At 68.6% G+C, this 26,731-nt stretch carries 24 protein-coding genes and 2 pseudogenes; 15 read left to right on the top strand and 11 right to left on the bottom strand.

What is annotated here, in order from left to right:
• A pseudogene (locus ACFY12_RS05215) lies at nt 1-313 on the bottom strand (RNA-guided endonuclease TnpB family protein); the annotation flags it as partial.
• Between the two features lie 24 nt (nt 314-337).
• On the opposite strand from ACFY12_RS05215, the gene tnpA reads away from it, so the two are divergent.
• Both tnpA and ACFY12_RS05205 read left to right on the top strand, forming a co-directional pair.
• Complete coding sequence (tnpA, locus tag ACFY12_RS05210) at nt 338-769, top strand: IS200/IS605 family transposase (protein ID WP_390714318.1); 432 nt, start codon at nt 338-340, stop codon at nt 767-769.
• 387 nt (nt 770-1,156) lie between these two features.
• The gene (locus ACFY12_RS05205) at nt 1,157-2,248 is read left to right on the top strand and encodes a hypothetical protein (protein ID WP_390714317.1); all 1,092 of its coding nucleotides are present in this window, start codon (nt 1,157-1,159) and stop codon (nt 2,246-2,248) included.
• 61 nt (nt 2,249-2,309) lie between these two features.
• On the opposite strand, the gene ACFY12_RS05200 is transcribed toward ACFY12_RS05205, so the two are convergent.
• Complete coding sequence (locus tag ACFY12_RS05200) at nt 2,310-3,113, bottom strand: TetR/AcrR family transcriptional regulator (protein ID WP_390714316.1); 804 nt, start codon at nt 3,111-3,113, stop codon at nt 2,310-2,312.
• A gap of 108 nt (nt 3,114-3,221) precedes the next feature.
• On the opposite strand from ACFY12_RS05200, the pseudogene ACFY12_RS05195 reads away from it, so the two are divergent.
• A pseudogene (locus ACFY12_RS05195) lies at nt 3,222-4,185 on the top strand (ATP-binding cassette domain-containing protein).
• Nucleotides 4,182-5,000 (top strand): ABC transporter permease, encoded by an 819-nt coding sequence (locus ACFY12_RS05190; protein WP_390714315.1) that lies wholly within the window; start codon nt 4,182-4,184, stop codon nt 4,998-5,000. The pseudogene ACFY12_RS05195 and the gene ACFY12_RS05190 overlap by 4 nt, the downstream one beginning before the upstream one ends.
• Before the next feature lie 151 nt (nt 5,001-5,151).
• Here ACFY12_RS05190 and serC read toward each other — a convergent pair whose 3' ends face one another.
• Nucleotides 5,152-6,273, bottom strand: coding sequence for a phosphoserine transaminase (serC, locus tag ACFY12_RS05185; RefSeq protein ID WP_390714314.1), 1,122 nt, complete (start codon nt 6,271-6,273; stop codon nt 5,152-5,154).
• Between the two features lie 149 nt (nt 6,274-6,422).
• Between serC and ACFY12_RS05180 the strand changes: the two genes are divergently transcribed.
• Complete coding sequence (locus ACFY12_RS05180; protein ID WP_390714313.1) at nt 6,423-9,485, top strand: FAD-binding and (Fe-S)-binding domain-containing protein; 3,063 nt, start codon at nt 6,423-6,425, stop codon at nt 9,483-9,485.
• Nucleotides 9,486-9,579: 94 nt separating this feature from the next.
• On the opposite strand, the gene ACFY12_RS05175 is transcribed toward ACFY12_RS05180, so the two are convergent.
• Both ACFY12_RS05175 and ACFY12_RS05170 read right to left on the bottom strand, forming a co-directional pair.
• Entirely contained in the window at nt 9,580-10,560 is a 981-nt protein-coding gene (locus ACFY12_RS05175; RefSeq protein ID WP_390714312.1) for an LAETG motif-containing sortase-dependent surface protein, read from the bottom strand.
• Nucleotides 10,561-10,660: 100 nt separating this feature from the next.
• Nucleotides 10,661-11,821, bottom strand: a complete 1,161-nt coding sequence (locus ACFY12_RS05170) for an ALF repeat-containing protein (RefSeq protein ID WP_390714311.1) — start codon at nt 11,819-11,821, stop codon at nt 10,661-10,663.
• Between the two features lie 324 nt (nt 11,822-12,145).
• On the opposite strand from ACFY12_RS05170, the gene ACFY12_RS05165 reads away from it, so the two are divergent.
• From ACFY12_RS05165 to ACFY12_RS05145, 5 genes are all read left to right on the top strand, one after another.
• Entirely contained in the window at nt 12,146-12,955 is an 810-nt protein-coding gene (locus ACFY12_RS05165) for a GntR family transcriptional regulator (RefSeq protein ID WP_390714310.1), read from the top strand.
• A 517-nt stretch (nt 12,956-13,472) separates the two neighbouring features.
• Nucleotides 13,473-13,781 (top strand): hypothetical protein, encoded by a 309-nt coding sequence (locus ACFY12_RS05160; RefSeq protein WP_390714309.1) that lies wholly within the window; start codon nt 13,473-13,475, stop codon nt 13,779-13,781.
• Nucleotides 13,782-14,233: 452 nt separating this feature from the next.
• Entirely contained in the window at nt 14,234-14,503 is a 270-nt protein-coding gene (locus tag ACFY12_RS05155) for an acyl carrier protein (RefSeq protein WP_390714308.1), read from the top strand.
• Nucleotides 14,493-15,716 carry a beta-ketoacyl-[acyl-carrier-protein] synthase family protein gene (locus ACFY12_RS05150; RefSeq protein WP_390714307.1) on the top strand — a complete coding sequence of 408 codons (1,224 nt, stop codon included), beginning with the start codon at nt 14,493-14,495 and terminating at the stop codon, nt 15,714-15,716. Before ACFY12_RS05155 ends, ACFY12_RS05150 begins: the two co-directional genes overlap by 11 nt.
• Before the next feature lie 77 nt (nt 15,717-15,793).
• Nucleotides 15,794-16,936, top strand: coding sequence for a type III polyketide synthase (locus tag ACFY12_RS05145; protein ID WP_390714306.1), 1,143 nt, complete (start codon nt 15,794-15,796; stop codon nt 16,934-16,936).
• A gap of 761 nt (nt 16,937-17,697) precedes the next feature.
• Here the strand turns inward: ACFY12_RS05145 and ACFY12_RS05140 are convergent.
• Nucleotides 17,698-18,180 carry an ATP-binding protein gene (locus tag ACFY12_RS05140; RefSeq protein WP_390714305.1) on the bottom strand — a complete coding sequence of 161 codons (483 nt, stop codon included), beginning with the start codon at nt 18,178-18,180 and terminating at the stop codon, nt 17,698-17,700.
• A 210-nt stretch (nt 18,181-18,390) separates the two neighbouring features.
• On the opposite strand from ACFY12_RS05140, the gene ACFY12_RS05135 reads away from it, so the two are divergent.
• Nucleotides 18,391-19,269, top strand: a complete 879-nt coding sequence (locus ACFY12_RS05135; RefSeq protein WP_390714304.1) for a helix-turn-helix domain-containing protein — start codon at nt 18,391-18,393, stop codon at nt 19,267-19,269.
• Nucleotides 19,266-19,469, top strand: coding sequence for a DUF397 domain-containing protein (locus ACFY12_RS05130; protein ID WP_390714303.1), 204 nt, complete (start codon nt 19,266-19,268; stop codon nt 19,467-19,469). Before ACFY12_RS05135 ends, ACFY12_RS05130 begins: the two co-directional genes overlap by 4 nt.
• Nucleotides 19,470-19,521: 52 nt before the next feature.
• Here ACFY12_RS05130 and ACFY12_RS05125 read toward each other — a convergent pair whose 3' ends face one another.
• Genes ACFY12_RS05125 through ACFY12_RS05110 form a run of 4 tightly spaced genes read right to left on the bottom strand, consistent with a single transcriptional unit; the run spans nt 19,522 to nt 21,775 of the window.
• Nucleotides 19,522-20,376, bottom strand: coding sequence for a helix-turn-helix domain-containing protein (locus ACFY12_RS05125; protein ID WP_390714302.1), 855 nt, complete (start codon nt 20,374-20,376; stop codon nt 19,522-19,524).
• 24 nt (nt 20,377-20,400) lie between these two features.
• A complete protein-coding gene (locus ACFY12_RS05120) occupies nt 20,401-20,928 on the bottom strand; it encodes a DUF6879 family protein (RefSeq protein WP_390714301.1) in 528 nt (175 codons plus the stop codon).
• Nucleotides 20,900-21,160 (bottom strand): hypothetical protein, encoded by a 261-nt coding sequence (locus ACFY12_RS05115; RefSeq protein WP_390714389.1) that lies wholly within the window; start codon nt 21,158-21,160, stop codon nt 20,900-20,902. Before ACFY12_RS05115 ends, ACFY12_RS05120 begins: the two co-directional genes overlap by 29 nt.
• Before the next feature lie 57 nt (nt 21,161-21,217).
• Nucleotides 21,218-21,775, bottom strand: coding sequence for a DUF6879 family protein (locus ACFY12_RS05110; protein ID WP_390714388.1), 558 nt, complete (start codon nt 21,773-21,775; stop codon nt 21,218-21,220).
• A 1,027-nt stretch (nt 21,776-22,802) separates the two neighbouring features.
• Between ACFY12_RS05110 and ACFY12_RS05105 the strand changes: the two genes are divergently transcribed.
• The 3 genes from ACFY12_RS05105 (at nt 22,803) to ACFY12_RS05095 (ending at nt 25,390) form a co-directional block, all read left to right on the top strand.
• Entirely contained in the window at nt 22,803-23,240 is a 438-nt protein-coding gene (locus ACFY12_RS05105; protein ID WP_390714300.1) for a hypothetical protein, read from the top strand.
• A gap of 285 nt (nt 23,241-23,525) precedes the next feature.
• Nucleotides 23,526-24,752 carry a sensor histidine kinase gene (locus ACFY12_RS05100; protein ID WP_390714299.1) on the top strand — a complete coding sequence of 409 codons (1,227 nt, stop codon included), beginning with the start codon at nt 23,526-23,528 and terminating at the stop codon, nt 24,750-24,752.
• The gene (locus tag ACFY12_RS05095; RefSeq protein WP_390714298.1) at nt 24,740-25,390 is read left to right on the top strand and encodes a response regulator; all 651 of its coding nucleotides are present in this window, start codon (nt 24,740-24,742) and stop codon (nt 25,388-25,390) included. The genes ACFY12_RS05100 and ACFY12_RS05095 overlap by 13 nt, the downstream gene beginning before the upstream one ends.
• Before the next feature lie 278 nt (nt 25,391-25,668).
• Here the strand turns inward: ACFY12_RS05095 and ACFY12_RS05090 are convergent, their stop codons facing one another.
• Complete coding sequence (locus tag ACFY12_RS05090) at nt 25,669-26,571, bottom strand: serine hydrolase (RefSeq protein ID WP_390714297.1); 903 nt, start codon at nt 26,569-26,571, stop codon at nt 25,669-25,671.
• Nucleotides 26,572-26,731 lie beyond the last annotated feature (160 nt).

Below are 26,731 nucleotides of genomic sequence, written 5' to 3'. Positions count from 1 at the left end.
TGAAGTTCGGGGCGCCTGCCCGGCCTTCCCGGCAGTTCTTCCACGCCTGGACGTACGTCTTCAGTACTGCTTGCGCGGCCTGGGCGGGCAGGACGGCGAGGAAATCGAGGTCCTTGCGGGCCTGCCGAATCGCGGCATCCGCGTTCGCCAGGGTTCGCTTGTCCTTCGGCATCATCTGCCACCAGGCGTGCAGCAGGTTCCACATCGTGCGGGCCGCATGCGCCTGCGCGTCAGCCGCTGCCACCTCGGCAGGCGACAGCGCAAGCCGGGCCCGATGCCCGAACTGCCGCTTCACCAAGGCGACTTGACTCACGATCGCGAGCGTATCATTTGGCTCATGTCGCCACGGTGGAATCCGAATCCCGATGTACGCACCGGCCGTCATGTCATCTACAACCTGCACGCTCACTTGGTTTTCGTCACCAAGTACCGGCGCGGCGTTTTCACCGACGCCATGCTGAACAGGTGTGAGGAGATCATGCGGGAGGTGTGCGAGGACTTCGAGGCCGAGCTGAAGCAGTTCAACGGCGAGCACGATCACGTGCACCTGCTGGTGCACTACCCACCGAAAGTCCAGCTCTCCAAGCTGGTCAACAGTCTCAAGGGCGTCTCCGCCCGCCTGCTGCGCAAGGAGTACGACACCCACGTCCGTCGGTACCTGTGGGGCGGACGTTTCTGGTCCGGCTCCTACTTCGCCGGTTCATGCGGAGGGGCGCCGCTCACCGTCGTACGCCAGTACATCGACAACCAGCAGCGTCCCGTGAGCTGAGGCCAACAGTGCAGACCGATGGTTCGCGTATCGGGCGGATATCGGGGGCGACGCCGCCTGGTGCGGCCTCGTGGCTGTGGCTGCGGCCGCGGCCGCCGGAGCCGGGAGGGCGGTGGCTGCGACGGCGGCGGCCGCCAGCGCGTTCGCGAGGGTGGGCAGGGTCCACCATGACTTTCCGGACTTCGGCACTCAGTGCTCCTGAAGAGGACGAGGAAGGAATCGTGTTGCACATGCCGCACGTGCCGTACGTGCTGCACGTGCGGCACGTACGCGTACGGCACTGATGCTCCAGGCCCTGCTCCTCGCGATCCATCGCACTGGGGCCACTCTGTGGGGTGGCACCAGCGCCACCCCACAAGGGGCCCCCGGGGATGGCAGTCTGTGCCCATGCGTTCGCTTCTGTGCGCGGCCGGTGCCGCGGGGATCCTCTGGGCGGCCGGAACCGTACCGGCCGCCGCCGCGCCGGCCGCCGCCGCGCCTGCTGTCGCCGTACCGGCCGCTGCCCATGACGAGCCGGACGGCTTCACGATCAGCGACCCGCGCATCACCGAATCCAGCGGCCTGGCCGCCAGCCACGCACACCCCGGTATCTACTGGACCCACAACGACAGCGATGACGGCCCGTACGTCTACGCCGTCGACGGACGAACCGGCCGTACCGTCGCCAGGATCACCCTGCGCGGCATCGGCAAGCCGCGCGATGTCGAGGGGATCTCCATCGGCCCGGACGGTGCCGTCTACGTCGGCGACATCGGCGACAACCTCGGCGGCACGTGGAACCACGTATGGATCTACCGCTTCCCGGAGCCCCGGCAACTGCACGATGCCACCGTCACCGCCACCCAGTACACCGTGACGTATGCGGACGGCCCGCGCGACGCCGAGGCGCTCATGGTGCACCCCAAGACCGGCCGGGTCTATATCGCCAGCAAGAAGCAGGACGGCAGCGGGGCGTTGTACGAGGGGCCCGGGCGCCTCAGCACCACCGGTACGAACACCTTCCGCAAGGTCGCGCCGGTCGACCTGTGGGCGACCGACGGCGCGTTCTCCCCGGACGGCACCCGGCTGGTGCTGCGCGGCTACTTCGGCGCCCGGATCTACCGTTGGCGGGACGGCGGCGGCCATCCCGGCCCCCAGGACCTCGGCAGCGTCGGCGTACCGATCCAACGGCAGGGCGAATCGGTCAGCTTCACCCCGGACGGCCGCACCCTGATGTACGGCTCCGAGGGCCGCGACAGCGACGTCACACCGGTCGGCCTGAGCGGCGACCAACTGCCGGAGTCGGTGGCGGAGCGCGATGGCTCGGGCGAGGCCGATCGGGGGGACGGTGGCGAAGGCGCCAAACACCCTGACGGCAAGGGGAGTTCAGAGGGCGAGGGAGCGGACCTGAACCCCAGCTTCGTGAAGGGCGCGCTGGTCCTCGCCCTGGCGACGGGGCTGGTCGTGGCCGTACGGCGACTACTCCGGCGGCGCTCCTAGGAGGGCGGCTGGCCGGCAGTCTTCTCCGCCCGGACAGCCCACGCCTACTTCTACTTCTCCGTTACTTCTCCTTCTCCTTCTCCTTCTCCTTCTGCTTCCGCTTGCCGCGTTCTGCGACCAGTACTTCCAGTCCGTCCAAGATCCGCTGCAGCCCGAACTCGAAGTGGTCGAAGTCGGGGCCGAAGGTGTCTTCGGAGAGCGAGGCCAGGGTGGGGTAGCGGCCGGACGTCATGGCTTTCTCCAGCATCGGCCTCTGGGCCTGCCAGAACTCCGCGTCCGTCAGGCCCGTCCGGCGTTCCGCGTCCTGCTGGTACAACCGGGTGCGGGCGGCGCCCATGACGTACGAGTCGATCACGATGACCGCCGAGAGCAGCTCGGGGTCGGACAGTCCCATCGGCTTGGTCCAGGAGAAGGCCCGCTCCATGGCGTCCAGGGCACTCGGGCCGATGAGTGGCCGGGACTGGTCGACCTGGAGCAGCCAGGGGTGGCGCTGGTAGCGGGCCAGGGACAGACGGGCAATGGCCTCCAGGGCGGGGCGCCAGTCGCCGTCGCCGGGAGCCGCCGGGTCGTCGGAGGGGCGCTGGACGCGGTCCAGCATCAGGTCGAGCAGTTCGGCCTTGCCGGGGACATAGCGGTACAGCGACATGGTGCCGGTGCCGAGCTCGGCGGCCACCCGGCGCATGGACACCGCGTCCAGGCCCTCGGTGTCCGCGATGCGGACGGCCGCTTCCACGATCTGGTCGAGTGTCAGTGTCGGCCGGGGGCCTCGGCTGGGGCGTCGGCCCGTGTCCCACAGCAGTTCGAGGGTGCGGGCGATGTCGCCGCTGCCGCTGGTCTCCGTTCCGCCACTACTGCTGCCTGTCATGGGATTCAGCTTAAGGCGCCGATGAGATCCCGGCGGAAAACTGGGTACGTCGTACGCGTAATCGGGTACGGTGTACTCAATTGCTGAGGGAGGGACCAGGAGGGGCTCATGGAGGGTTACGCCATACACGCAGAGGCTCTGGAGAAGCGGTACGGGGGAGAAACGCGCCCTCGACGGTTTCGAGCTGGCCGTCCGCGAGGGCACCGTGCACGGGCTCCTCGGCCCGAACGGCGCGGGCAAGACCACCGCCGTCCGCATCCTCTCCACGCTCGTACGGCTGGACGGCGGCCGGGCGACCGTTGCCGGCCTGGACGTGGCCCGGCGGCCGCACGAGGTGCGCGCCCGGATCGGGCTCACCGGGCAGTACGCGGCCGTGGACGAGGTGCTCACCGGCCGGCAGAACCTGGAGATGTTCGGCCGGCTGTTCCACCTGGGCGGCAAGCGGGCCAAGCTGCGCGCCGCCGAGCTGCTGGAACAGTTCGACCTGACCGCCGCTGCCGACAAGGGTGCCGGCGGTTACAGCGGCGGTATGCGGCGCCGACTCGACCTCGCCGCGTCGATGATCCTCGCCCCGACGGTGCTCTTTCTCGACGAGCCGACGACGGGGCTGGATCCCCGTAGCCGCGGCGAAGTCTGGGAATCCGTCCGGGCGTTGGTGGCGGACGGTACGACCGTCCTGCTGACCACGCAGTACCTGGAGGAGGCCGACAAGCTGGCCTCGCACATCACCGTCATCGACCAGGGGCGGGCCATCGCCGATGACACCCCGGACGGGCTGAAGAACCGGATCGGCGGCGACCGGATCGAGGTCGTGGTCGCCGAGCGGACCGACATCCCGCAGGTGGTGAAGGTCGTCGCCGGTGTCTCGGACGGCGAACCCGAGGCGGACGAGGCGGAGTTGCGGGTGCACGCCCCGGTCACCGACCGGGTTTCCGCCCTGACGGAGGTGGCGCGGACGTTGCGGGACGAGGGTGTCCAGGTCGAGGACATCGGACTGCGCAGACCGAGCCTGGACGATGTGTTCCTGCGCCTGACCGGACACCGTACGGAAGCGAAGGAGGCCGCCGCATGAGCGCTGCGGACCCGACTCTCCCGGCCACCCGCGGACGCCTGTACTGGCTCCTCGCCGACGTCACGAACATCGTCCGCCGCGGCCTCACCCACTACCGGCGCCAACCCGTCAACATCGCCTGGCAGCTGGGCTTCCCGATCCTCTCCGTCCTGCTCTACGGATACGTCTTCGGCAGTGCGATGAAGGTGCCCGGCGGCGGGGATTACACGCCCTTCCTCATGCCGGGGATGTTCGTGATGACGATGGCGTTCGGCTTCATCAACACCGCCACCCTCGTCGTCCACGACTCCACCAAGGGCGTCATCGACCGGTTCCGCTCCATGCCCATGGCCTCGTCGGCCGTGGTGGCGGGGCGTGGGGTGACCGATCTGATCGTCGCCTGCGCGGAGTTGGCGATCATGATGCTGACGGCGTTCGCCATGGGCTGGCGTCCGGACGGCGGCTTCGGCTTCCTCGCCGCCTTCGGGCTGCTGCTGTGGCTGCGGTTCGCGCTGATCTGGATCGGCGTGTGGCTCGGGCTGCTCGTGCCGAACCCGGAGGCGGCGGGCGGGCTGTTCGCCGTCGCCTTCCCGTTGACGATGATCTCCAGCGTCTTCGTGGCACCGCAGCTGATGCCCGACTGGCTGGGCTGGATCGCCGTCTGGAACCCCATCTCCTCCACGGCGGCCGCCACCCGTGAGCTGTTCGGGAATCCGGTGGCCGGCGACGCCTGGGTCGAGCAGCACGCGCTGCTGATGGCGGGGGTGTGGCCGGTGGTCCTGACGCTGATCTTCCTTCCGCTCGCGGTGCGGAGGTTCCAGAAGCTCAGCCGGTGAACTTCCCCCTTCCCGGACGGCGATATGCCCGGGCTGAAGGACGGGCCGTCGCCTCACGCGCTGGTGAGGCGACGGCCCGGATTCCTTGGACCCTGGACGTCAGGACGTCAGGACGTCAGGCCATCGACGTCAGGCCATCGACGTCAGGACGTCAGGCCATCTTCTCGATGACGTAGTCGATGCAGGACGTCAGCGCCTCGACGTCCGACGGCTCGACGGCCGGGAACATCGCGACGCGGAGCTGGTTGCGGCCGAGCTTGCGGTACGGCTCGGTGTCGACGATGCCGTTGGCGCGCAGGGTCTTGGCGATGGCGGCGGCGTCGATGTCGTCGTTGAAGTCGATCGTGCCGATGACCTGCGAGCGCTTGGCCGGGTCGGTGACGAACGGGGTGGCGTGCTTGGAGTCCTCGGCCCAGCCGTAGAGGGTGCGCGAGGAGGTCGCGGTGCGGCGCACCGCCCAGTCCAGGCCGCCCTGGCCGTTGATCCACTCCAGCTGCTCGTTGAGCAGGAAGAGGGTGGCGAGGGCCGGGGTGTTGTACGTCTGGTTCTTGCGGGAGTTGTCGATCGCGGTGGGGAGCGAGAAGAACTCCGGGATGTGGCGGCCGGAGGCGTGGATGCGCTCGGCGCGCTCGATCGCGGCGGGGGAGAAGACGCCGATCCACAGCCCGCCGTCGGCGGCGAACGACTTCTGCGGAGCGAAGTAGTAGACATCGGTCTCCGCGATGTCCACGGGCAGGCCGCCGGCACCGGAGGTGGCGTCGACCAGGACGAGGGCACCCTCGTCGGCACCGGCCACGCGCTTGATGGGCATGGCGACACCGGTCGAGGTCTCGTTGTGGGTGAAGGCGTAGACGTCCACCCCTTCCTCGGCCTGCGGGGCGGGATGAGTGCCGGGGTCGGCGGAGATGACGCTGGGCTCCTCCAGCCACGGGGCCAGCTTGGCGGCCTTGGCGAACTTGGAGGAGAACTCGCCGAAGGTGAGGTGCTGGGACCTGCGCGCGATCAGGCCGTGTGTCCCGATGTCCCAGAACGCGGTGGAGCCGCCGTTGCCGAGGACGACCTCGTAGCCCTCGGGGAGCTGGAAGAGCTCGCGGATGCCGTCCCGCACCTTGCCGACCAGGTTTTTGACCGGGGCCTGGCGGTGGGACGTACCGAGCAGGGAGGTACCGGTGGCGGCGAGCGCGTCGAGCGCCTCCGTTCGCACCTTGGAGGGGCCCGCGCCGAACCGTCCGTCGGCGGGCTTGATGTCAGCGGGAATCTGGATATCAGCCACGGAGGCAGCCTAAACCGTGGTGACGAGGGGCCGTACGGCGGACAGGCGGGTCGTAGGCGGACTGGACGGTTCTGGACTGTTCTGGACGGTTACGGGCGGTCGGCGAGCCGGTCGTCGTATGACCCTGCCCCGGTGGGCAGGCTGGACACATGGCTGATCGCACCGAGACGCAGCACGAGTCGCAGCACGAGTCGCAACACGAGTCGCAGCAGCGCGACCTCGCGAAGGAGCTGTCGGCCGCGGTACGAGGGGAGGTCTCGTTCACCGCGGCCGACCGGGCGCTGATGACCATGGACGCATCCAACTACCGGCGGGTGCCCCGGGCGGTGGTCGCCCCCCGGGACGGCGAGGACGTCGCGGCGGCACTCCGGGTGTGCCGGGAACGCGGCGTACCGGTCGTGCCCCGAGGCGGCGGGACCAGCATCGCCGGACAGGCCACCGGCACCGGCGTGGTGCTGGACTTCACCCGGCACATGCGGCGGATCGTGTCCCTGGACCCGGAGGCCCGTACGGCTGTCGTCCAGCCCGGCGTGGTGCTCGACGACCTGCGCTCCGCCGCCGCCCCGCACGGCCTCACTTTCGGCCCCGACCCCTCCACCCACAGCCGCTGCACCCTCGGCGGCATGATCGGCAACAACTCGTGCGGCTCGCACTCGGTGGCCTGGGGCACCACCGCCGACAACGTCCACGAACTGCGGCTGCTGACGTACGGCGGGGAGCCGGTGCGGGCCTCCCGCGGGACCGATGCCGCCGGCGCGCCCACCGGACTCCCGCCGCGCCTCCGCGAGGGCGTAGGAGCCCTGGTGGAGAGGGAGCTGGCGGTGCTGCGCACGGGCTATCCGCAGGACCTGCCCCGCCGGATCTCCGGGTACGCCCTGGACGCGCTGCTCCCGGAGGCGGGCACCGACCTCGCCCGTGCCCTCACCGGCAGCGAGGGCACCCTCGGGGTGCTCACCGAGGCGACCGTACGGCTGGTGGAGACCCCGGCCGCCCGGGTGCTCGCCGTCCTCGGATACCCCGACGAGAGCGCTGCCGCCGAGGCCGCCCACACCCTCCTCACGCATCGGCCGATGACGGTCGAGGGCATGGCGTCCGACCTGGTGGGCAGCGCGTCCGGCCTGCCCAAGGGCGGCGCCTGGCTGTTCGTCGAGATGGGCGGTGCGAGCCCCGGCGAGGCGGCCGCCCGCGCCGAGGCGCTCTGCCGGACGGCGGCCGCGGACGGCGCCACCGCCCACACGGTCGTCACCGACCCGGCCGGCCAACGCGCCCTGTGGCGGATCCGCGAGGACGCCTCCGGTACGGCGACCCGGCTGCCCGACGGCAGTGAGGCCTGGCCCGGCTGGGAGGACTGCGCCGTACCGCCACCCCAACTCGGCGCATATCTACGGGACTTCCGCACCCTGCTCGCCCAGCACGACCTGCGCGGCACCCCCTACGGCCACTTCGGCGACGGCTGCGTCCACGTCCGCATCAACTTCGACCTGATGACACCGCCCGGCATCCGCCGCTTCCGCGCGTTCTCCGGCGACCTGGCCGACCTGGTGGTCGCCCACGGCGGCTCCCTCTCCGGCGAACACGGCGACGGGCAGGCCCGTGCCGAGCTCCTCCCGAAGATGTACGGGCCGGAGCTGGTCGGGCTCTTCGAGCGGTTCAAGGACCTGTGGGATCCGGCGGGCGGCCTCAACCCCGGCATGCTCGTACGGCCCGCCCGCCTCGACGAGAACCTCCGCTTCGCCGTCCTGCCGAGGCGCCCGGTCCCGGTCGCATTCGGCTATCCGCACGACAACGGCGACTTCTCCGCCGCCGTACGCCGCTGCGTGGGCGTGGCCAAATGCCGTAATGCGACGCTGAGTCCGTCCTCGCCCGACGTCATGTGCCCTTCCTTCCGCGCCACCGGCGAGGAGCAGCACTCCACCCGTGGCCGCGCCCGCCTCCTGCACGAGATGCTGGCCGGCGAGGTGATCACGGACGGCTGGCGCTCACCCGAGGTCCGCGACGCCCTCGACCTCTGCCTCTCCTGCAAGGGCTGCCGCAGCGACTGCCCGGTCGGCGTCGACATGGCCACGTACAAGGCGGAATTCCTCCACCACCACTACGCGGGCCGCCTCCGCCCCGCCGCCCACTACTCCATGGGCCGCCTCCCCGAATGGCTCCGCGCGGCGGCCCCCGTCGCCCCCGTCCTCAACGCCCTCGCCCGTACGCCCCTGGCTGCCCCCGCCAAACGCCTCGCCGGCATCGCCCCCGAGCGCCCCATCCCCGCTCTGGCCACCGAACCCTTCACCCGCTGGTGGTGGCGCCACCGGCCCCCGGCTTCCGGCCGCACCGTGATCCTCTGGCCCGACACCTTCACCAACTTCCTCTCCCCGGAGGTCGGCCGTGCCGCCGTACGGGTCCTGGAGGCGGCCGGCCTGCGCCCCCTCCTCCCCCCGACCGCGCCGCCGCGTTCCGGGAGGTCACGGGCAGGACGGGCACGAGTGCGGGCAGGACGGGTACGGGTATGGGCAGGACGGGTACGGGTAAGCCCCCACCGCCCCCTCTGCTGCGGCCTGACCTACCTCTCCACCGGCCAGCTCGACCGCGCCCGCGCCGTCATGCGCCGTACGGTCGACGCGCTGACCCCCCTGGTGGCCAACGGTCACCCCCTGATCGTCCTCGAACCCAGCTGCGCCGCCGCCCTGCGCACCGACCTCCCCGAGCTGCTGTCGGACGACCCCCGGGCCGCCCGCCTCGCCTCCTCCGTCCTGACCTTCGCCGAGTCCCTGACAACGCTGGCCCCCGACTGGCGCCCACCCCGCATCGACCGCCCCGTCGCCGGCCAGACGCACTGCCACCAGCATGCGGTGCTCGGAGACGGTCCCGATCGACGACTACGCGAACTGGCCGGCTTGACAGGCGAGTTGAGCGGCGGGTGCTGCGGCCTCGCCGGCAACTTCGGCTTTGAACGCGGCCACTACGACGTCTCCGTATCCTGCGCCGAGGACCAACTCCTCCCCGCCGTAAGGGCGTCGTCCCCGGAGGCGGAGATCCTGGCCGACGGCTTCTCCTGCCGTACGCAACTGTCCCAGCTGGGGGACCGCCCGGGACGCCATCTGGCCGAGGTCCTGGCGGAGGCGCTGGACCACCCGCACCGGGTGCCGGACCGCCCGCGCCAGGCACCGGACCGCCCGCGCCAGGCACCGGACCGCCCGCGCCAGGCACCGGACCACCCGTGAATGCACCCGCCGCCCCGTCCCGGGAGGACCTGAGGGTCCTGTGCCGGAGCGGGGCGGCGGTGTGGGCGGGTGCGCGCGTGCGTATCGGGGCAGGTCAGCGCTTGTCGGCGGTGCGGCGACGGGAGGCGATGACCAGTCCCGCACCCGCGGCGAGGGCAGCGGCGCTGCCGCCGACGATCCACGGGGTCGCCGAGCCGGCACCGGTGGCGGCGAGCTTCTCGTCGCTGCTGGAAGAGGCCGGCTTCTCAGCGACGGACTTCTCGGCAGAGGGCTTGTCGGCGGCCGGCTTCACGGGCGTCACGGGCTCGCTCTTAGGGCTCTCGCCGGTCTTTCCCTCGCCGGTGGAGGGCTTGGCGGCACCGCCGTGGGAAGGCTTGTGGCCCGCGTCCTTGCCCGCCTCCTTGCCCGCGTCCGGCTTCTTCTCGCCACCCGGCTTCTTCTCACCGTCCGGCTTCTTCTCGCCGTCCGGCGTCTTGTCGTCCCCGGTGTCCGGGCCCTTACCCTCCTCCACAGGAGCGGGGAAGAAGTAGAAGAAGGGGTACTGCTTGCGCGGCCGGTCCTTCTCCTTCGGAATGCCGAAGGGGGCGATGAAGCCGTTGACACCCGCCTTGTAGATGAGGCGGGGCGCAAGCCGCAGGCGGAGGTCCACGGTGGCCTTGCCGTGCGCCTCCACCGACGGCACCTCAAGCTTGAACTCTTCCGGGCTGTAGGTGTTCGCGGGAGCGATCGCCTCCCAGGAACCACCCTGGGCACGCTGCTCCAGCCCGATCTCACCGTACTTGGGGGCCCAGCCCGAGTAGCCGACCACCATCTGCACCGAGAAGCCGGTGAGCGGTACGTCGTCGGGATTCTCGACGGTCAGCTTCGCCTGCAGCCACTCGCCGGTGGTGACCTTGCTCTGGCCGGTGATGGACAGCGGGACGGCGCTGAGCTTTCCTGCCTCCGCCGGTGACGGGGTGGCGGCCTCCGTAGTGGCAGTCGCCGGGGCGGTGGCCGCAACGGCACTGGGCGCCAGGAACAGAACGGGGGCTATCGCCGCTGCGGCGACGACAGCGGCGGAACGCTGCAACTTCACGTGTCAAAACCTCTGAGGGCAGGCAAATACGGATGGGGATGGGGATGGGGATAGTAAAAGCGACTGCTGTAGCAGTGGGTGGGGGTGGGGGTGGGCCGGCTCAGTGCTCGTCGGCCGTGCGGCGGCGGGAGGCGATGACCAGTCCTGCACCCGCGGTGAGAGCAGCGGCGCTGCCGCCGACGATCCACGGGGTCGCCGAGCTGGCACCGGTGGCGGCGAGCTGCGCGCCCGAGGAGCCGGTGCCGACGGATGCCACGGCGGGCTTGGCGCCGGTGGTGCCGTGGGAGGCATGGGCGTCCGAGACATTCCTGGCGCCGGTCTGCTCCTGCTGCTTGTCACCCCCGGAGCCCTTGCCGTCCTTGGACTCCTGACCGTCCGTGCCCTTCTCGCCGCCCTTGTCGCCCTTGCCCTTGGCGGCCTTGGCCTCGTCCAGCTTGCGGGCCTCGTACTGGCCGACCTCGAGGAACTCGCGGAGGGCTTCGTGGGTCTGCTTCCTCAGCGCCTCGACGGCAGCCTTCCGCACGGCCTTGCCGCCGATGCTGGAGATCTGGACGGTGCGCAGCCTGTCGTCGCCGTACTGGGCCAGTTCGTAGCCTGTTTCCAGGAAGCGCGTGCGGTCCGCGGGGCTGCCGTCCATGGCCGCCTGCGCGGCATCGAAGACCATGCTCCCCGGCTTGGCCTTGCTGATGATGCGGGCGATCTCGACGGAGTTGTCCTCATCACGGGCCTTGTACTGGCCGACTTCCAGGAACTCGAGGAGAGCCTCGTGGGTGTTCTTCTCCAGCGCCCTCTGGGCTTCCCGCTTCACGCCCTTGCCGCCGACGCTCATGATCCGGAAGGTACGCAGCCTGAGGTCGGTGGTCTGGGCCCGCTTGTAGCCCTCCTCCAGGAAGCGCACGCGGTCCTCGGGGGAGCCGTTCATGGCCGCCTGCGCGGCTTCGTGGACCATGCTGCCGGACTTGGACTTGTTGATGATCTTGAGGATGGCGTAGCGGTTGTCCTCGTCGCTCGCGTTCTTGGCTGAGGAGGACGAGGCGTCGGAGCCCTTGGGCGCCTCATCCTTCCGTCCATCTGCCTTCTGCGCTTCCGATGCCGTATCCGGAGCCGAGGCCGTCGACCCCTCGGAGCTGTCCGCGGCGAACGCCGGGGAGGAGAGCAGGACGGCAGGTGCTATCGCGGCAGCGGCGACTGCAGCGGAGATGCGCTTGAGCTTCAAGGCGGATGCCCCCAGTTTTCGGTGGACGACCCGTATATCGGTCATGAGGTCGTAAATTACGCAATCCAGGGTAGGGCAGCCACATGTTTTCCCGGAGGGCGGGTGAGAGTTAGGGCCTGTCCGATAGAAGGAAGGCTCCTACCCCGACCGTTACCAACTGCCCTCATGCCGCTCCAAGGGCCACCGCTCGCCGGACAACATCCTGTGGTCGAACGAGGGCAGCCTCTTCTGGAAACCCTGACCTCCCTGACCTCCCGGATCACCGGCCTCTCAGACGGCTCTGTGGCCGAAAAGGCGCCCTAGCAACACAGGGACCACCTCTCGCATAACAGAGACCTATCGCCCCTGACGCCAGGCGGGAGAATCAGCATGAACCCGGCTCACGAGGTGCTGACCCCGGCAGAGGATCTGCCCATGACCACCGACCAGCGGCCGGTGCACGAACGCATCGCCGCAGACGTGCGTGAAGACATCCTGTCCGGAGCCATCCCTTCCGGCGTCGTCCTACGGCCTGCCGACCTTTCCCGCCGCTTCGGCGCCGCCGCCGCGTCGGTCTGCCAGGCACTGCGCCTCTTGGAAGGGGAGTTCCTCATCGCGCCGCGCGCCGAAGGTGATGTGGTGGTCAGAGGCCACCGTCGGCAGACCATGCGCCCAGTCCAGGGAATGACTGCGGCCGGTCCCGGTGAGCCTTTCCCGTGGATAGCGGAGGCCCGCAGGCGTGGGGTGGATGCCTGCAACACCCTCCTGGAGGTCGCGGTCCTGCGCGAACCCCCGGCCCGAATAGCCAATGCCTTGGCTCTGTCCGCTGGGCAACCGGTGGTCCTGCGTCATCTGATGCTGTCCTTCGACGAGGAGCCGGCCGCCTTGATCAAGGCGTACTTCCCGTACGACATCGCCGCCGGAACCCCCATCACCGGTCCCGGCCTCATCCGCGGAGGCATTCCCACCCTCCTCGCCCGGCGAGGCCATCCCGCGCTGCGGTGCGTGGACTCGATCTCCGCCCAGGTCCCGACGCAGGAGCAGTACACCCTTCTACGGCTGCCCGAAGCGGTGCCGCTCCTGCGCACGTTCCGAGTGGTGTACGGCACCGGCGACCGGCCCGTATTCGTGAACGACACGGTGGAGGCCGCTCACCTCTACGAGCTGCAGTACGAGTTCTCCCCAGCCGCCTCTCTTTAGTTCTCTCCAGCGGCCAAAGGTCCCATCACTGTCTTGTCCGTCGGCTCGTGAGGGGTCGCGCGTTCTCCGGGCAGGGACCCAATAGGGCTGTCCTGAACAGCCAGATGACGTACGCCCCAGGTGTGCTTCGTGCGCCCCTCCGTCGTGCGTGTGCCCCGGAGGGGACGGTGGGGATTCGGTATGTACGCGGACGAGTTCCGCCCCTCCGTAAGGAAGATCCGAAGGGGCCAGGGGCCAGGGGCCAGGGGCAGGATTCGCTTGGTGTGGAGGTGTCTTCTCACCGTCCCGCCCGGCTTGGACAGGGCAGGCGTTCCGTGACAAGTGACGACAAGCAATGTGGCAAGTGACGACAAGCAAAGGGGCATCACATATGCCGACTCACATCCTTGCCGGTCTGGGAACCGCTAGCTCCAGCTACAGTCCGCCCATCACTCAGAGCGCGCAGACGGTAACTGTGCACAGTGATACGACATTTGTGCCGCCTGTGCCCTGCGCCGATGACCCTACTAGGCTACTGATGTCCTCTCAGGTCGACGGCACCTTTGTGACTCAGTGCCTGGGCACCGTCACCGACCCGAACCACCATGGCACGCTCAGGTGGTCGGACGGCACCACCAGCGCGTTCAACGTGAACACGTTCACTGCCGAACGCGTGGAAGGCCACATTGTCGGACATGCCGAGGGCACCATCATCAATGGGCACTACTCAGGTGCCACCATCAATCTTCTGCCTCTCCGGCTGGCAAACCAGACCGCAGCCTGCCTGGCCGGTAGCAGTGTTTCTGGCGGCACTGGTTCAGAAGTGGTCGTTGTGACAGCGCCCTGAGTCTGGATCAACCGGTCGGCGACAGGGCGCCGGTCTTCTCCCTCTCGCGCGTCGGCGGAGCCGGGGCGCGCAGCAATGAAGAGATGGTGCATGCGAGCCCACGTCCACGCGCGTCATGCGAGGGACCCGGTGGCCCTTGAGAAGCTGCGGATGCGGCGTGATCTGCGACTTCAGGATGCCGGGCACGACGATTCCCGGTTTCCGCGCCCGCGCTCTGCGGGTCGCGGCCGTCGGCATCTTCGACGTCGATGTCCACCACCAGCACGTCGTGCGGCCCCTTTTGCCCGCCCTGGGAGTGATGCGTGGCCCGGCAGGGGGGAGGCCCGGGAGCGACTGAGGCAGCACCTGGAGTCGCTGCGGGCGCAGGCATCCCGCGCGCGAGAACTGTACGAGCGGATGAACGCCGGTGACGGTCCAGGGCGTTCCCGTACCACAGCGCAGGAGGTCACGGCATGACACAGGAAGCGGGACAGGACATCCAGCCGGTGCTGCCCGAGCGTCTGGTCACCCTGTTGACCAGTCATCTCGACGTCAAGGCGGACCCGCAGCAGCTGACGGCGGCGACGACATTCGAAAGCCTCGGGATGGACTCTTTGTCCTTGATGGAACTCGTGGTGGCGGCCGAGGAGGAGCTCGGGATCGTCCTGCCGGAGGACGCCGTGGAACTGTCCCCGATAGCCACGCTGGGCGAGGCCGCCCGGGTGTTCGAGCGTGCGCGCTGAGGTCGCGGTCACCGGACTGGGTCTGGTGACTCCCGCGGGGCACAGCGCCGAGGACAACTGGGCGGCTCTGTGCCGGGGCCGCTCCCTGGCCGCCTCCGATCCGGAACTCGCCGGACTGCCCGTCGACTTCTCGTGCCAGGTACCCGGTTTCGACGCCGTCGACGAACTGGGACGGTCGCTCGCCCGGCGGGTGGACCGGTTCATCCAGTTCGCCCTCGTCGCCGCCAGGCGAGCCGTCGCCGACGCCGCGCTCGACCCCACGTCCTGGCCGGCCGAGCGGGTGGGCGTCGTGCTGGGTGTCGGCTCGAACTGCCTGAGTACCTACGTCACCGAGTTCGGCCACCTCGGCGCGGGCCGCCCCGAGCGGGTCTCACCGCTGGCGCTGCCGCGCAGTGTGCCGAACATGGCGGCCGGCGAGGTCGCGATCGACCTGGGCGCCCAGGGGCCGAACTTCACCACCTCCAGCGCGTGCGCGTCCGGCGCGACCGCGATCGGTGTCGCACGGGACCTGCTGCGGTCGGGCACCTGCGACATCGTCCTGGCAGGCGGCAGCGAATCCGGGCGCTCCCGCATGACGGCTACCTGCTTCACGCGGATGCGCGCGCTCTCCCGACAGCGGGAGCAGCCGGAGCTGGCCAGCCGGCCGTTCGACGCGGCGCGGGACGGCTTCGTCCTGGGCGAGGGCGCCGCCGTCCTCGTAATGGAACGCCTCACACAGGCAAAGGCCCGCGGCGTTCCGGTGCCGGCGCTGCTGCGCGGCTATGGAGCCGGTGCGGACGCCAGTCATCCGGTTGCCCCGGACCCGGCCGGCGCCGGAGCGGCCCGTGCGGTCCGCGCCGCGCTGGAGGACGCGGCCTGCGCTGCGCGTGACGTGGGTCTGGTCAACGCGCACGGTACGTCGACGCCGTTGAACGATGCCGCCGAGGCCGCCGCCCTGACCCGGGCGTTCGGTGACGACGTGCCGCCGGTGACCGCGTCCAAGGGCGTGATCGGTCACGCTCTTGGCGCGGCTGGAGCGATCCAGGCCGCGTACACCGTCCTCGCCCTGCGCCGCTGCCTCATCCCGCCGGTGGCGAACTTCCAGGGCCAGGACGGCGAGCACAAGCTGGACATCGTGGCCGGCCGCCCGCGCCCGGTCGACACAAAGACGGCTATCAGCTGTTCCTTTGGGTTCGGCGGGCAGAACGCCGTCCTGCTGTTCACGGCCCCCTGAGACGGACAGGATGCGAGTGCGAGCGTTGAGGCAGCTGCCCCCCACCCGCACACCCGGAAAAGAGCGAAGGGCAATCGATGGGGGAACCGACGCAAGACTCCACCACCCAGACCACACACCGCCACGCACGATCACCGGAAGGCCCCTCGCCCGCTCCGCGGATCAGGGCGATCAGGACGGCGTTCCCGCCGTACCGCTACCCCCAGCACGAGATCATGGCCACGCTGGCGCGCACCACGCTCATGAACTCCGCGACCGGCATCCTGATGCTGCGGAAGATCGAGGCCAACGCGGGCGTGGCCACGCGCCATCTGTCCCTGCCCCTGGGCAAGCTCGTCGAACTGGCCGATCTCGACGACTTCACACAGACCAACCAGGTATGGCTGCAAACCGCCCTGGATCTCGGCGAGCAGGCCCTGACCGGAGCCCTGAGCGAGGCCGGGGTACGTCCCGGGGACGTCGACGCGGTGATCAGCACCACCGTGACGGGGCTGGCCGTACCCTCGATGGAAGCGCGACTGGCCCAGCGGACGGGATTGCGGCCGGACATCAGACGCATCCCGCTGTTCGGCAACGGCTGCGCCGGGGGAGCCGCGGGTCTCGCCCTGCTCCGCGACTACCTGAGCGCGCACCCGGACCAGATCGCCGTCCTGCTGGCAGTGGAGCTCTGCTCCCTGGCCTACCAGCAGAAGGACGGATCGATGGCGAACATCGTCGCCGGCAGCCTGTTCGGCGACGGCGCGGCGGTCGTGGTGGCGGCGGGCGGTCACCGGCCAGGCGAGCATAAGGGGCCACAACTGATGGACGGCGCGAGCTGGTTGGTGCCTGACAGCGACGATGCGCTCGGCTGGGCGATCGGCTCCCACGGCTTCCAGATCCGTCTGGCGCCGGAGGTGCCCGCGCTCACCGAGGAACACCTGCCCCAAGCTGTGCACTCCTTCCTCTCCCGGCATGCGCTGACGACCGACCGGATCGGCAGCTGGATCATCCACGGCGGCGGGCCGAAGGTGCTCACCGCGGTGGAACGGGCTCTGGGCCTCGCGCCGGATGCCACCGTACTCACCCGCCGCTCCATGGCCGACCGGGGCAATCTCTCGTCCGTGTCAGTCCTCGATGTCCTGGACACCGCGATGGGAAGCCCGCCCCCGGCCGGCACTCATGGGCTCGTCGCAGCCATGGGCCCCGGATTCGCTGTCGAACTCGTTCTCGTCCGCTGGTGATCGGCCGCGGCTACTGGAAAGGAGGTGCCATCATGACCGACGCGGGCTTCACGGGCTTCACGGCTGCGTGGAATCAGCCGGCCTGAGGCCGGAAGGCAACGTCCCGCCGCGCCCCGTACGCTCGCTTCTGCCTGCCTGCCTGCCTGCCTGCCTGCTTGCCTGCCTACGTACGCACCGCGGCGCAGCCCTCTCAGCGGTTCCGGTTCTCCAGCTCACTTCCCAGCGCCGCACGGAGTCGCCGGAATCCCTCCAGCACGGCTACCAGCGAGTTTTCTTGCCCATGAGGGAAGTGACGAGAAAGCCGCATCAGCCGCTGTTCCAATTCCCGCTGCCGCCCCATCGCCCCAGCCTCTCGGTATACGTACTGGTCCCGGCCGCTGCCCCTCACGCCCGCCCCCTTTGTGCGCGCCCGGAAGGCTCCGGCCGGGCAATGAACGAGTACGTACACCCCGCCGCATCAACCGCCCTGAGCACAAACGGAATCCCGGCCCCCAGCCCGTCCATCGCCCAGCCGTACTCGACCGAATCGTCCAGCCACGCTCGCACCACTCGGTCGTACGGAGCACCCAACTGCTGCGCCACTTGTTCCGCCCGCTTGCGGACCCAGCCCAGCGCACCACCCGGCGAGTGCGACACCCAGCCGCCGAGGTTGACCGGAGTCCCATCCGGACAACGCGCCGTAGCCACCGCCCGGTAGCCCATACGCGCAGAACCTGCCAAGCCCGCCAACCCTTCCGGACCTTCCGGACCTTCCGGGCTTGTCACAGCCGATTCCGCCCTGACGTCGGCTGACGCAGCCACGAGCCACCACCTACCACCAGCTCCGCCCACACGGTCTTTCCGATGTCGCCCCGGTCGACGCCCCAGCAACTTGCCAAGGCGTCCACCAGCACCAAACCACGCCCGCATTCCGCATCCTCCTCGACTCGTTCGATCACGGGTAGTTCGTCACTCATGTCGTGCACCTCCAGCCGCAGCCATCCGTCCGACAACACGAACCGGACACCGACCTCCGCGTCTATGGGCTCCTGCACTTGCGCGTTCACGGCATTGGTCACCAGCTCGGACACCAACAGCTCGGCGGAGAAGGTGATTTCACCGTCGACTCCCCAAACACGGAGTTGGCAACGGAGAGCTTCACGAGCCCGCCCGGCGCTGCGGCTGTCGCCGGGAAGGCGGTAGGTGGCGGTGGCCGACTGAGGTGGTGTGTGTCGTGTTGCTACTGGTCGGGCGCGTGTGGACATGGCCATCCCCTTGGTGCGCATGACGAAGCGTCGATACGACGCAACGCGACTTGGCGTGTGCGATGCGTCACTGACTCGAAAGTAGAGGGGTCGATTGGCTTGCCGCAAGTTCAACGATCGCAAATTTGCGTTGACTCTGCGTGGGTGTCCAGACTGGCCGCGTATCGTGCCAACACGTCACACTGGGGCCAATGTTGAGAAGGAGGGGGCATGCCCGCAGGCGGGAAGCCGACGGTCCGTAGCCGCAGGCTGGGAGCTGCTCTGAAGCGTCACCGGGAAGCGGCCAGCCTTGATCAGGCTGATGGGGCTGAGGCGATTCTCAAGTCCGTGTCCAAGATCAGCCGCCTGGAAAGTGGGCAGACCTCCGCCTCGGCCTTGGAGGTTCGCACCCTACTGGATCGCTACAGAGTGACAGATCCAGAGGAACGCGGCCGGTTGCTGGAGTGGGCCCGCAGGAGCAACGAGCGCGGCTGGTGGATCGACTATCAGGAGTTGGTCCGGCCCGGGTATGCGGACCACATCACGCTTGAGGCTGATGCGACGTATATCCGTTCCTGGGGTCCCACGCGTGTTCCTGGTCTGCTGCAAACCCCGGAGTACACGGAAGCCGTCATCGCTACAGGGCCCAAGTTCATTCCTCCGCCTCGCGTAGCGGAGCTGGTGAAGCTTCGGCAGGAGCGACAGCGTCGCATTGAAGAAGACGGTACGCACCTTACGGCGATCATGTGGGAGCCGGCTGTCAGCGCGTTGATGTGTGAGCCCCATGTGTACACCGGCCAGTTGATGCATCTTGTTGAGGTGAGCCAGCGGCAGAACGTCACCGTTCAGCTGCTTCCAAGTGCTGAGAGTCTGATCGCTGGGATGTCAGGAGCTTTCGTGGCCTTCTCGTTCGGAGTAGAAGCGAACGTGGAGGCAGTAACGCTTGAGAATCCGGCGAATACCAGTGTCGTAGAGGCACCGGAGGATCTGGCCTTGTATGTCAACATCTTCGATCAGCTACGCTCGGCGGCGCTGTCGCCGGATGAGAGTACTGAGCGTATCCGGAAGGCCCTTGACGGTGGCCCCCGGAACAGGGAAGAGGAATCGTGAAGCCTGAAATAGTTGGCGCATTTCGCAAGTCGTCCTACTCGGGCCAGGAGGGCGACTGCGTGGAGGTGGCTCGTACCGCCGACGCGGACTGTGTTGTACGGGACAGCAAGCAAAACGATGGCGCCTGGCTCGTCATCGGCGCGAACGCTTGGACTTCTCTCTTGGCGACGCTGAAGGCTGACTCGACCGCAGCCGCTTGACAGGTGTTCACATCGGGCTGCGAGCTCAGCTCCCCGCCGTTGCGCTGCTGGCTCAGCGCAACGCCTCAAGCGCCTTCAGTATGAGCGTTCGCGCTTCGGCGCCGTACACGGCCATGCTGCGTAGCCGCTCGAATGCCTTGAGGTACAGGGCGATTTCGGAGGGCTGAGTGACTCTCACGCGCGCTGACACCAGCTCAACCGATACAAGGCTGTCGTCGTAAACGTGGAAGGTCTCACGCGGCGACTGGACCCGGTTGTGCGCTGCCATCGGGATGATGCCGAGCGACACGGTCGGCAGGGCGCCAGCCGTAAGCAGGTAGCCCAGCTGCCCGGCCATCGTGTCGGCATCCCCGATGCGATAGTGCAGCGCTGCTTCTTCGATGAGGAGTACAAACCGGCGTCCCGGTTCGTGGATGATGCGGGAACGTTCGACCCGGGCCTGCGCCGCCTCCGCGCTGTCGTCAAAGGGGAGCCCTCGGAATTCCGCGACCCTGCGCAGCACGGCAGCCGCATAGCCTTCGGTCTGCAGAAGGCCCGGAATCAGGGTTGATGAATACACCCGGAACAGCGTGGTCTGGCGGAAGAACTGGGCTGAACGGTTCTGCAACTGCTTGAGGCCGTTGCGCACCTGGTGCCGCCACTCGGTGTACAGCGACTCGGCGTGCAGGGATTGTGCGATGAGGTCTTCTGCCTCGTCGTCCGCCTGGCAGGCTCGGCACCATAGGCGGATGTCCTTGGTTGAGGGCGCGGTCCGGGCGTTCTCGACGCGGGACGTTTTGGCATGGTGCCAGCCACACCGGTCAGCCAGTTCGATAACCGTCAGGCCAGCGCCCTTGCGCAGGTCGCGCAGCCGACGCGCAACGGCTTCGCGACCTGCCTGTGCAGACGAGGACGGTGAGACGGACATGAGCTGGCTGATTCGGTGCCTTTACTAGCGGATCTTGTACTGGTCGTGCGGTATGGCTCGCGACCATACGGCCTCGAACGCCTCTGCGCACAGTTTCGCCGCGGAAGGATCGTCGGTGACCTCCGGGCCGCCCGAGGCGCCCTCACCGGTGAAGTGATTCCAACGGACCAGTTGCTCGTCGAACAACCAGAAGTCGTTGCCGGGGAGGGCAATGTCGGAGGCCCGGCGGCGGGGGAGCCAGCGGACCTGTTCGCCGGCGGCGACATTGGTGAAGGTGCCGTCGTAGAGGAACCGGGTGTACTCGCTGACCGGCTCCGACACGATGCGGGCCCGCCGCACGACGATGCCACGGGACACCGTCTCTTGGATGAGGTCGAGCCAGGGACGCCACCACGATGCCCGGTCTGCGGGATCGCGCCGGAAGCCGTTCTTCCAGTCTGCGAACGGCCCCTTCTCGTAGTCGACGGCGTAGGAGTCACGCATCTCCAAGTGCACAGCTGAGTGCGTGCACTTGGAGATCAGATCATCGAACTTCGGGACGTTCGACGGCATTGCACGCCTCCCGGATCATCTGCGTCATCCTGGCGGGGATGCGGATCACGGCTTCGTGGTCCGGGATTCCCTTCGCGTGACCAGGGAGCTCGAACGCCGCACATTCCGCTTCGAGTTCGCGGTTCGGCTTCCAGCCTTGGAGGACGATTTCGTTCTTTTCCTGGTCCACCCACACCGTGGGACTTTCGTCGTCCTCGGAGTTGGGGTCGATCCCGATGAACTGTAATGCCATGTCGGTCTCCCTGTGATTGTTGCCGTGCATGAGCAGTTCGTCTTTTGCCCCGTGTCGTTACTGGAGCTCGTACTGGGCGTGCGGAATGGCTCTTGCCCACACCGCTTCGAAGGCGGTTACACAGAGTTTGACGGTAGCGGGGTCGTCGGAGATCTCGTGGGCCGTCACGGCGCCGTCCCCATCGAAGTGGTTCCACCGGATCAGGCGGTCGTCGAAGAGCCAGAAGTCGTTGCCTGGCAGGGTGATATCGGAGGCGAGGCGGCGCGGAAGCCAGCGAACCTGTTCGCCAGCATGGGTGTTGACGACGACGGCCTGATGCAGGTACCGGATGGAGTCGGACACCGGTTCGGACACGATGCGTGCTCTCCGGATTGCAACGCCACGCGCGACGGCCCGGGAAATCAATTTGACGTACGGCGCCCAGTATGTCGAATCGGGGTCGAGGTCCTGCTGGCCTGTGCGCCGCCAGATGGCGAAGTCCTCGGCTTCTTCGCTCACGTTGTAGAGATCCCGCATTTGCAGGAACACGGCGGAGCGCTGAGCGGACTCCATGAGTTCGCTAAATTCTGAAAAATCCGCTTCATCCTCCAACGATGGTTGCGCAGCGCTCTGCAACTCAGTGGGTCGCACGGGTTTCTCCCCCTGTCGGTTAGCGGATTTCGTACTCACTGTGTGGGATGGCGCGGCTCCACACCTCTTCGAAGGTGTCAGTGCGGGTGGCATGCGGGCGAGGCCGGGCCCCCTGATGTTGGTGAGCCGGTCCGGCGCGTATCGAGGGCAGGGGCGACGAGCGGTAGGGCATGACGGTCCTCCGGTTTCAGACTCATGACTGTGCGGAGATGTGCATCACGATGGCCGGGTGTGAGGGGTCGGGTCAAGACCGCAAAGCAGCCAACTCGCCTGTAGGAGTGGGTTCGTGCACATCTCTGCACATGGATGGCGGGCTCATATGCGAGGTCCTTAGCGTCGCCATCTACTGCAGTTCTGCCCTGCGGCCGCATGTGGCGGCCGTGCTTGGTCTCAGCCACGTCCGATGGAGGAATTCGCATGTCCAACCCTGGTTCTCCAGCCACGCCCGCTACGCAGAAGTGCACCGAGTGCAGGGAGCTGGAGCGCGGCCGGAAGGAGGCCGGGGCGGCTGGGGATTTCAGTCGGGTGAGCGACTTCAACGTGCTGATCGTGCGGCATCGGGTGGCGCACGCGGAGGGGCCTGAACCGGGCGCGGGGTCGCGGTAGCTGCGAAGACTCCCGCTCCGGACGTCATTCCCTGGCAGGACACGTCCGGAGCGGGCGGGCCCGCCAAGGGGCCCTCGCAAGTGCACGACGACGCGCGGACCGACCGCGTGCCGACAGAGCACCGAGGAGATCACCATGCGGTACCGCCTCGACCCGGTCAAGTACGGCGGCGATGAGGACGACAGTCAAGAGGGCAACCCCAGCGGAGGGTGCGGCGACGGGGACGGCTGCGGCCGTCAGTAGGCAGCTGACGGCGGTGGCCTTCTGGCGCCCGTGATCAGGCGGCCCCTGCCCATGTCCGTGTCCGTGTCCATGTTCGTACACGGGCAGGGGTCGCCCTTTCTGAAGTGTTCGGCGACGAGCTGCCGGAGCGAATGATGCTCACCGGCACCTGGCAGGGAGTGAAATGGTGCGACCCCACCACCACGCCTACGTCTGGCTCGGGCACGGCGATGTCCTTGTGAAGCCGGGTGACGCTCACCGGCGGCCGGGGCACCCCGAGTTCCCGTCGGCGCAGGTGATGCCGCTGGAGTGTGCGGACTGGCTGCTGAAGCCGGCCTCGCGGGTCGAGGGGACGTTTTACGAGCCGGAGGAGGGGGCACGGTGGTACGCCGGGCAGTTGGCGAAGTACGCGGAGTTGTTGGCCGGGTTGTCGTATGCAGTGGTCCCGTCGGGCGAGACGCGTGAGCAGTGCGAGCAGTACGTGGAGACCGTGCGGATTCTGGTGGCGGGGGAGGACCGGGTTGGTGGATGGTGGGTGAGTGGGGACCGGTTCCTGTCGCTCAATTTGATTGCTTGCAGCCCGCACCGGGTGCGTCCGGAGTACCGGTGTCCGCTGCGCTAGTGCCGCATCAGGAGACCGCAAACCGACGAAAGGTCATGTGAGGGACTTAGCGAACTATCTACCGAAAAACCGGAACGAACCGACGGCATAACTGATCCCCCGGCGCGCAGCAGTGGGTCGTCCCCGGAGTGAAACGGCGACCTCTGGTGGCTATGGGGGTGTCGCTTGGTGACTATGGGGTGTCGCTCCGTGTCGCGCTGCTGTTGGCCGCACTCTCCGATGGCGGCAGGTGAGGTGCAGGTAGCTGTAGTGTGCGGGGGCTTCGTGTGGCGGACAATGATCCACATGCAGGAACGAATAAGACAAGTAGCACTCGGCAGCCGGTACCTGTTGGTCGGCCTGTTCACGGCGATGGTGTCGATGCTTGTACTGCCGCTGCTGGTTGTGGGGGCGATCGCCTCCGGTCTGACGGCGTTGCCTGTACTGATGAGGGCTCTGCGGCACTGGTCGGAGTGGCACCGGCGCAGGGCGGCCGCACTGCTCGGCTTCGACATACGTCCGCGCCCGTCCGAACTGCCCAAGGGCCTGCGCGCACAGTGGCGCCATCTGCTCGACGACACCGAGAATCGCCGCGACCTGCGCTGGGTCCTGCGGCAAGTCGCCACCGGTCTCCCCGCTGGCCTGGCTGCGCTGGCCTGTGTCGCAACCGCCGTGTTCAGCGTGGCTGCGGCCCTGCTGTGGCAGCTGTTTCCGAACGAGGAGCCGCTGCGTCTGCTCGGCGTGGTGCCGGTGGCCAGCTGGGGCACCGCCCTCGCTCTCGGTGTCGTACAGGGCGCCGGCGCCGGCGCGCTGACCTGGTGGGCCATGCCTCGCCTCGCCCGGATGCATGCGCGCAGCACCGTCACCGCGCTGGAGCCATCGACAGAGGAATGGCTCACCGAGCGCGTCGGTGAGCTGGCCGAGAGCCGAGCCGGAGTCCTCGATGCCCACGGTGCCGAATTGCGTCGTATCGAACGCGATCTGCACGACGGCACCCAGGCTCGCCTCGTCGCCATCGCGATGCGTCTCGGCCTGGCCCGAGAAGAGCTTCCCGACGACTCGGGGGCCCTTGCCAAGCTCCTCCAGGAGGCCCATGAGGGCGCCGAGGAGGCGATGGCGGAGCTGCGCGACGTGATCCGCACGATGTATCCGCCGATCCTCGCCGACCGGGGCCTGGAGGGCGCGGTATCCGCGGTCGCGGCCGGCGCGGGCATCCCCGCCGAGGTGGAACTCGGCGAACTGGGCAGACTACCCGCGGCCGTTGAGGCCGCCGCCTACTTCATTGTGGCCGAGACCCTCACCAACGCGGCCAAGCACAGTGGCGCGACCCGGGTCACCGTACGGCTGATACGGCAGGATGCCGCCCTCTTGGTCGAGGTCGCCGACGACGGGCTCGGCGGTGTGGACGAAACCCTGGGCTCCGGTGTCATCGGGATCCGCCGCCGCGCGGCCGCACTCGACGGAACCGTACGCGTCAGCAGCCCGCCCGGTGGGCCCACCGCGGTCACAGTGGAGCTGCCGTGCGCGTCGTGATCGCCGAGGACAGTGTGCTCCTTGCGTCGGGGCTGGAACTGATCCTCGGCGCCAAGGGGATCGAGGTCGCCGCGGTGGTGACGGACGCGCCGGGCCTGCTGGCGGCGGTCGCGGAGCACGCCCCGGACGTAGTGATCGCGGACATCAGGCTGCCGCCCTCGTTCCGCGATGAGGGCATCAGGGCCGCGCTCCAACTCCGCCAAGAGCGCCCCGGCCTGCCCGTACTGGTCCTGTCCCAGTACATCGAGAAGGTATACGCACGCGAGCTTCTGACCAATGGGTCGGGAAGCATCGGATATCTGCTCAAGGACCGGGTGAGCCGGGTCGGTGAGTTCGTGGACGCGCTGCGGCGGGTGGCGGCGGGCGGTACGGCGATGGACCCCGAGGTGATCACGCAGCTGCTGGCGGGGCCGGGCGGGCATGCCGTCGACGCGCTGACCCCGCGGGAGCGCGAGGTGCTCACCTTGATGGCGCAGGGGCTCAGCAATGCGGAGCTGGGCAAATGCCTGTTCATCACCGACAACGCGGTGCAGAAGCACATCGGCAACATCTTCGCGAAGCTGGAACTGCCGGTCGCCGATGGCGGGCACCGCCGGGTCCTGGCGGTCCTCAGCTACCTGGACAGCGTTGCCGGCTGACCGCAGCAGGCCGACCCGACCCTCATGCGGCGGCAGTCCGACTGGGCTGATCTCTCCTACCGCGGTGGTGGCGGCTGCCGTATGGGCCTCCGCCTCAAACCCTGGCCTTCTTAGCGCCAACTCGACGCAGTGATGCGGTGCCGGAGCCCGCTTCCGCAGCGGTCAGTTCCGCGTGTGCAACGACATGTGCATGGACCGGGCCGAGTGCCGACCCGGTCCATAGAGTTGCCGTTGCCTCAGTAGTACGTGGTGTCGTTGAAGGTGTGGATCAGGAACCGCTATAGCTGGCGGAGGTGGTCGCGGAGGGTGCGGGCGGCCTGGGACATGAGGGCTTCGGCGCCGGGCTGGTTGCCGGCCGGGACGAGGGATTCGGTGAGGACGGCGATGGCGAAGGCCTGGCCGTCGGAGTGCTCGACGACGCCGATTTCGTGGCGGAGGTTGAGGAGGGTGCCGGTCTTGGAGGACCACGTGGTGGCGTCGGAGCTGAAGTCCGGGGCGAGGCGGTGGCGTAGCATGTTGTGGGCCATGAGGTCGCGTACGCGCGCGGCCACTTCGGGGTGGATCTTCGAGGGGGTCCACAGGGCCTGGAGGAGTTCGACGTAGGCGCGTGCGCTGCCGGTGTTGGCGCGGGTGGTGTCGAGTTGCGGCACCCGGTGGCCGCGGCCGCTGGTGCCGGCCTCTATGGCGAGTGCGTGGGCGAGGTGGGCCTGGTCGGCGTCGAAGCGTTCCTCGGGTGTGTCGGTCAGTTCGTCGACGGTGTGCCGGACGGTGATGCTGCGGAGGCCGAGCTCGTGGAGGAGGGCGGCGACCTGGGCGGGCGGGGTGAGGCCGAACAGCGCGTCGGCGGCCGTTCCGTCGCTCAGGCAGGTGCTCAGGTAGAGCAGGTCGTCGACGGCGATCCGGGCGGGGTGGCGGAATCGGCTCAGACCGGTGGGGCCGCGTGTGGTGATCCGCCCGGGCGGTACGTCGAGCATCGTGGCTCCGTCGAGCTCGCCCCGTCGGATGCGCTCCAGCGTTGCCAGCGCGAGCGGGACCTTGACCAGGGAGGCGGACGGCAGCTGGGTGTCCGGGTCGATGCCCAGCTCTTCTCCGGTGTCGAGATCCCGTACGAGCAGGCAGCCGTGCAGGCCGCCGTCGCGAAGTTGTTGGCGCAGGTCGCGGAGGAGCGCTTCGGTGTTCATGCGGTCCTGGCTCCTGCGCTGTTCGTCTGCGTTTCCGCCCGGGCATCGGCTCGGGTTTCCGTCCGGGCGTCGGCTCGAGCGTCGGCTCGGGTCTCCGTCCGGGCGTCCGCTCGGGTTTCCGCCCGGGCATCGGCTGGGGTCTCCGCCCGGCGGTCCGCTC

Origin of the sequence: Streptomyces sp. NPDC001339 (assembly GCF_042895955.1) — a bacterium.
In the GTDB taxonomy this organism is placed as follows: Bacteria; Actinomycetota; Actinomycetes; order Streptomycetales; family Streptomycetaceae; genus Streptomyces.
Note: the sequence above shows the minus strand (reverse complement) of the source record. Positions and strands in the feature narration are given on the sequence as shown.

What these genes read in the sequence shown, in the direction of transcription:
- tnpA (WP_390714318.1), top strand. Translation starts at nt 338, where the DNA reads ATGTCGCCACGGTGGAATCCGAATCCCGATGTACGCACCGGCCGTCAT.
- ACFY12_RS05205 (WP_390714317.1), top strand. Translation starts at nt 1,157, where the DNA reads ATGCGTTCGCTTCTGTGCGCGGCCGGTGCCGCGGGGATCCTCTGGGCG.
- ACFY12_RS05200 (WP_390714316.1), bottom strand. Translation starts at nt 3,113, where the DNA reads ATGACAGGCAGCAGTAGTGGCGGAACGGAGACCAGCGGCAGCGGCGAC.
- ACFY12_RS05190 (WP_390714315.1), top strand. Translation starts at nt 4,182, where the DNA reads ATGAGCGCTGCGGACCCGACTCTCCCGGCCACCCGCGGACGCCTGTAC.
- ACFY12_RS05180 (WP_390714313.1), top strand. Translation starts at nt 6,423, where the DNA reads ATGGCTGATCGCACCGAGACGCAGCACGAGTCGCAGCACGAGTCGCAA.
- ACFY12_RS05170 (WP_390714311.1), bottom strand. Translation starts at nt 11,821, where the DNA reads ATGACCGATATACGGGTCGTCCACCGAAAACTGGGGGCATCCGCCTTG.
- ACFY12_RS05165 (WP_390714310.1), top strand. Translation starts at nt 12,146, where the DNA reads ATGAACCCGGCTCACGAGGTGCTGACCCCGGCAGAGGATCTGCCCATG.
- ACFY12_RS05160 (WP_390714309.1), top strand. Translation starts at nt 13,473, where the DNA reads ATGTCCTCTCAGGTCGACGGCACCTTTGTGACTCAGTGCCTGGGCACC.
- ACFY12_RS05155 (WP_390714308.1), top strand. Translation starts at nt 14,234, where the DNA reads ATGACACAGGAAGCGGGACAGGACATCCAGCCGGTGCTGCCCGAGCGT.
- ACFY12_RS05145 (WP_390714306.1), top strand. Translation starts at nt 15,794, where the DNA reads ATGGGGGAACCGACGCAAGACTCCACCACCCAGACCACACACCGCCAC.
- ACFY12_RS05140 (WP_390714305.1), bottom strand. Translation starts at nt 18,180, where the DNA reads ATGTCCACACGCGCCCGACCAGTAGCAACACGACACACACCACCTCAG.
- ACFY12_RS05135 (WP_390714304.1), top strand. Translation starts at nt 18,391, where the DNA reads ATGCCCGCAGGCGGGAAGCCGACGGTCCGTAGCCGCAGGCTGGGAGCT.
- ACFY12_RS05125 (WP_390714302.1), bottom strand. Translation starts at nt 20,376, where the DNA reads ATGTCCGTCTCACCGTCCTCGTCTGCACAGGCAGGTCGCGAAGCCGTT.
- ACFY12_RS05120 (WP_390714301.1), bottom strand. Translation starts at nt 20,928, where the DNA reads ATGCCGTCGAACGTCCCGAAGTTCGATGATCTGATCTCCAAGTGCACG.
- ACFY12_RS05115 (WP_390714389.1), bottom strand. Translation starts at nt 21,160, where the DNA reads ATGGCATTACAGTTCATCGGGATCGACCCCAACTCCGAGGACGACGAA.
- ACFY12_RS05105 (WP_390714300.1), top strand. Translation starts at nt 22,803, where the DNA reads ATGGTGCGACCCCACCACCACGCCTACGTCTGGCTCGGGCACGGCGAT.
- ACFY12_RS05100 (WP_390714299.1), top strand. Translation starts at nt 23,526, where the DNA reads ATGCAGGAACGAATAAGACAAGTAGCACTCGGCAGCCGGTACCTGTTG.
- ACFY12_RS05090 (WP_390714297.1), bottom strand. Translation starts at nt 26,571, where the DNA reads ATGAACACCGAAGCGCTCCTCCGCGACCTGCGCCAACAACTTCGCGAC.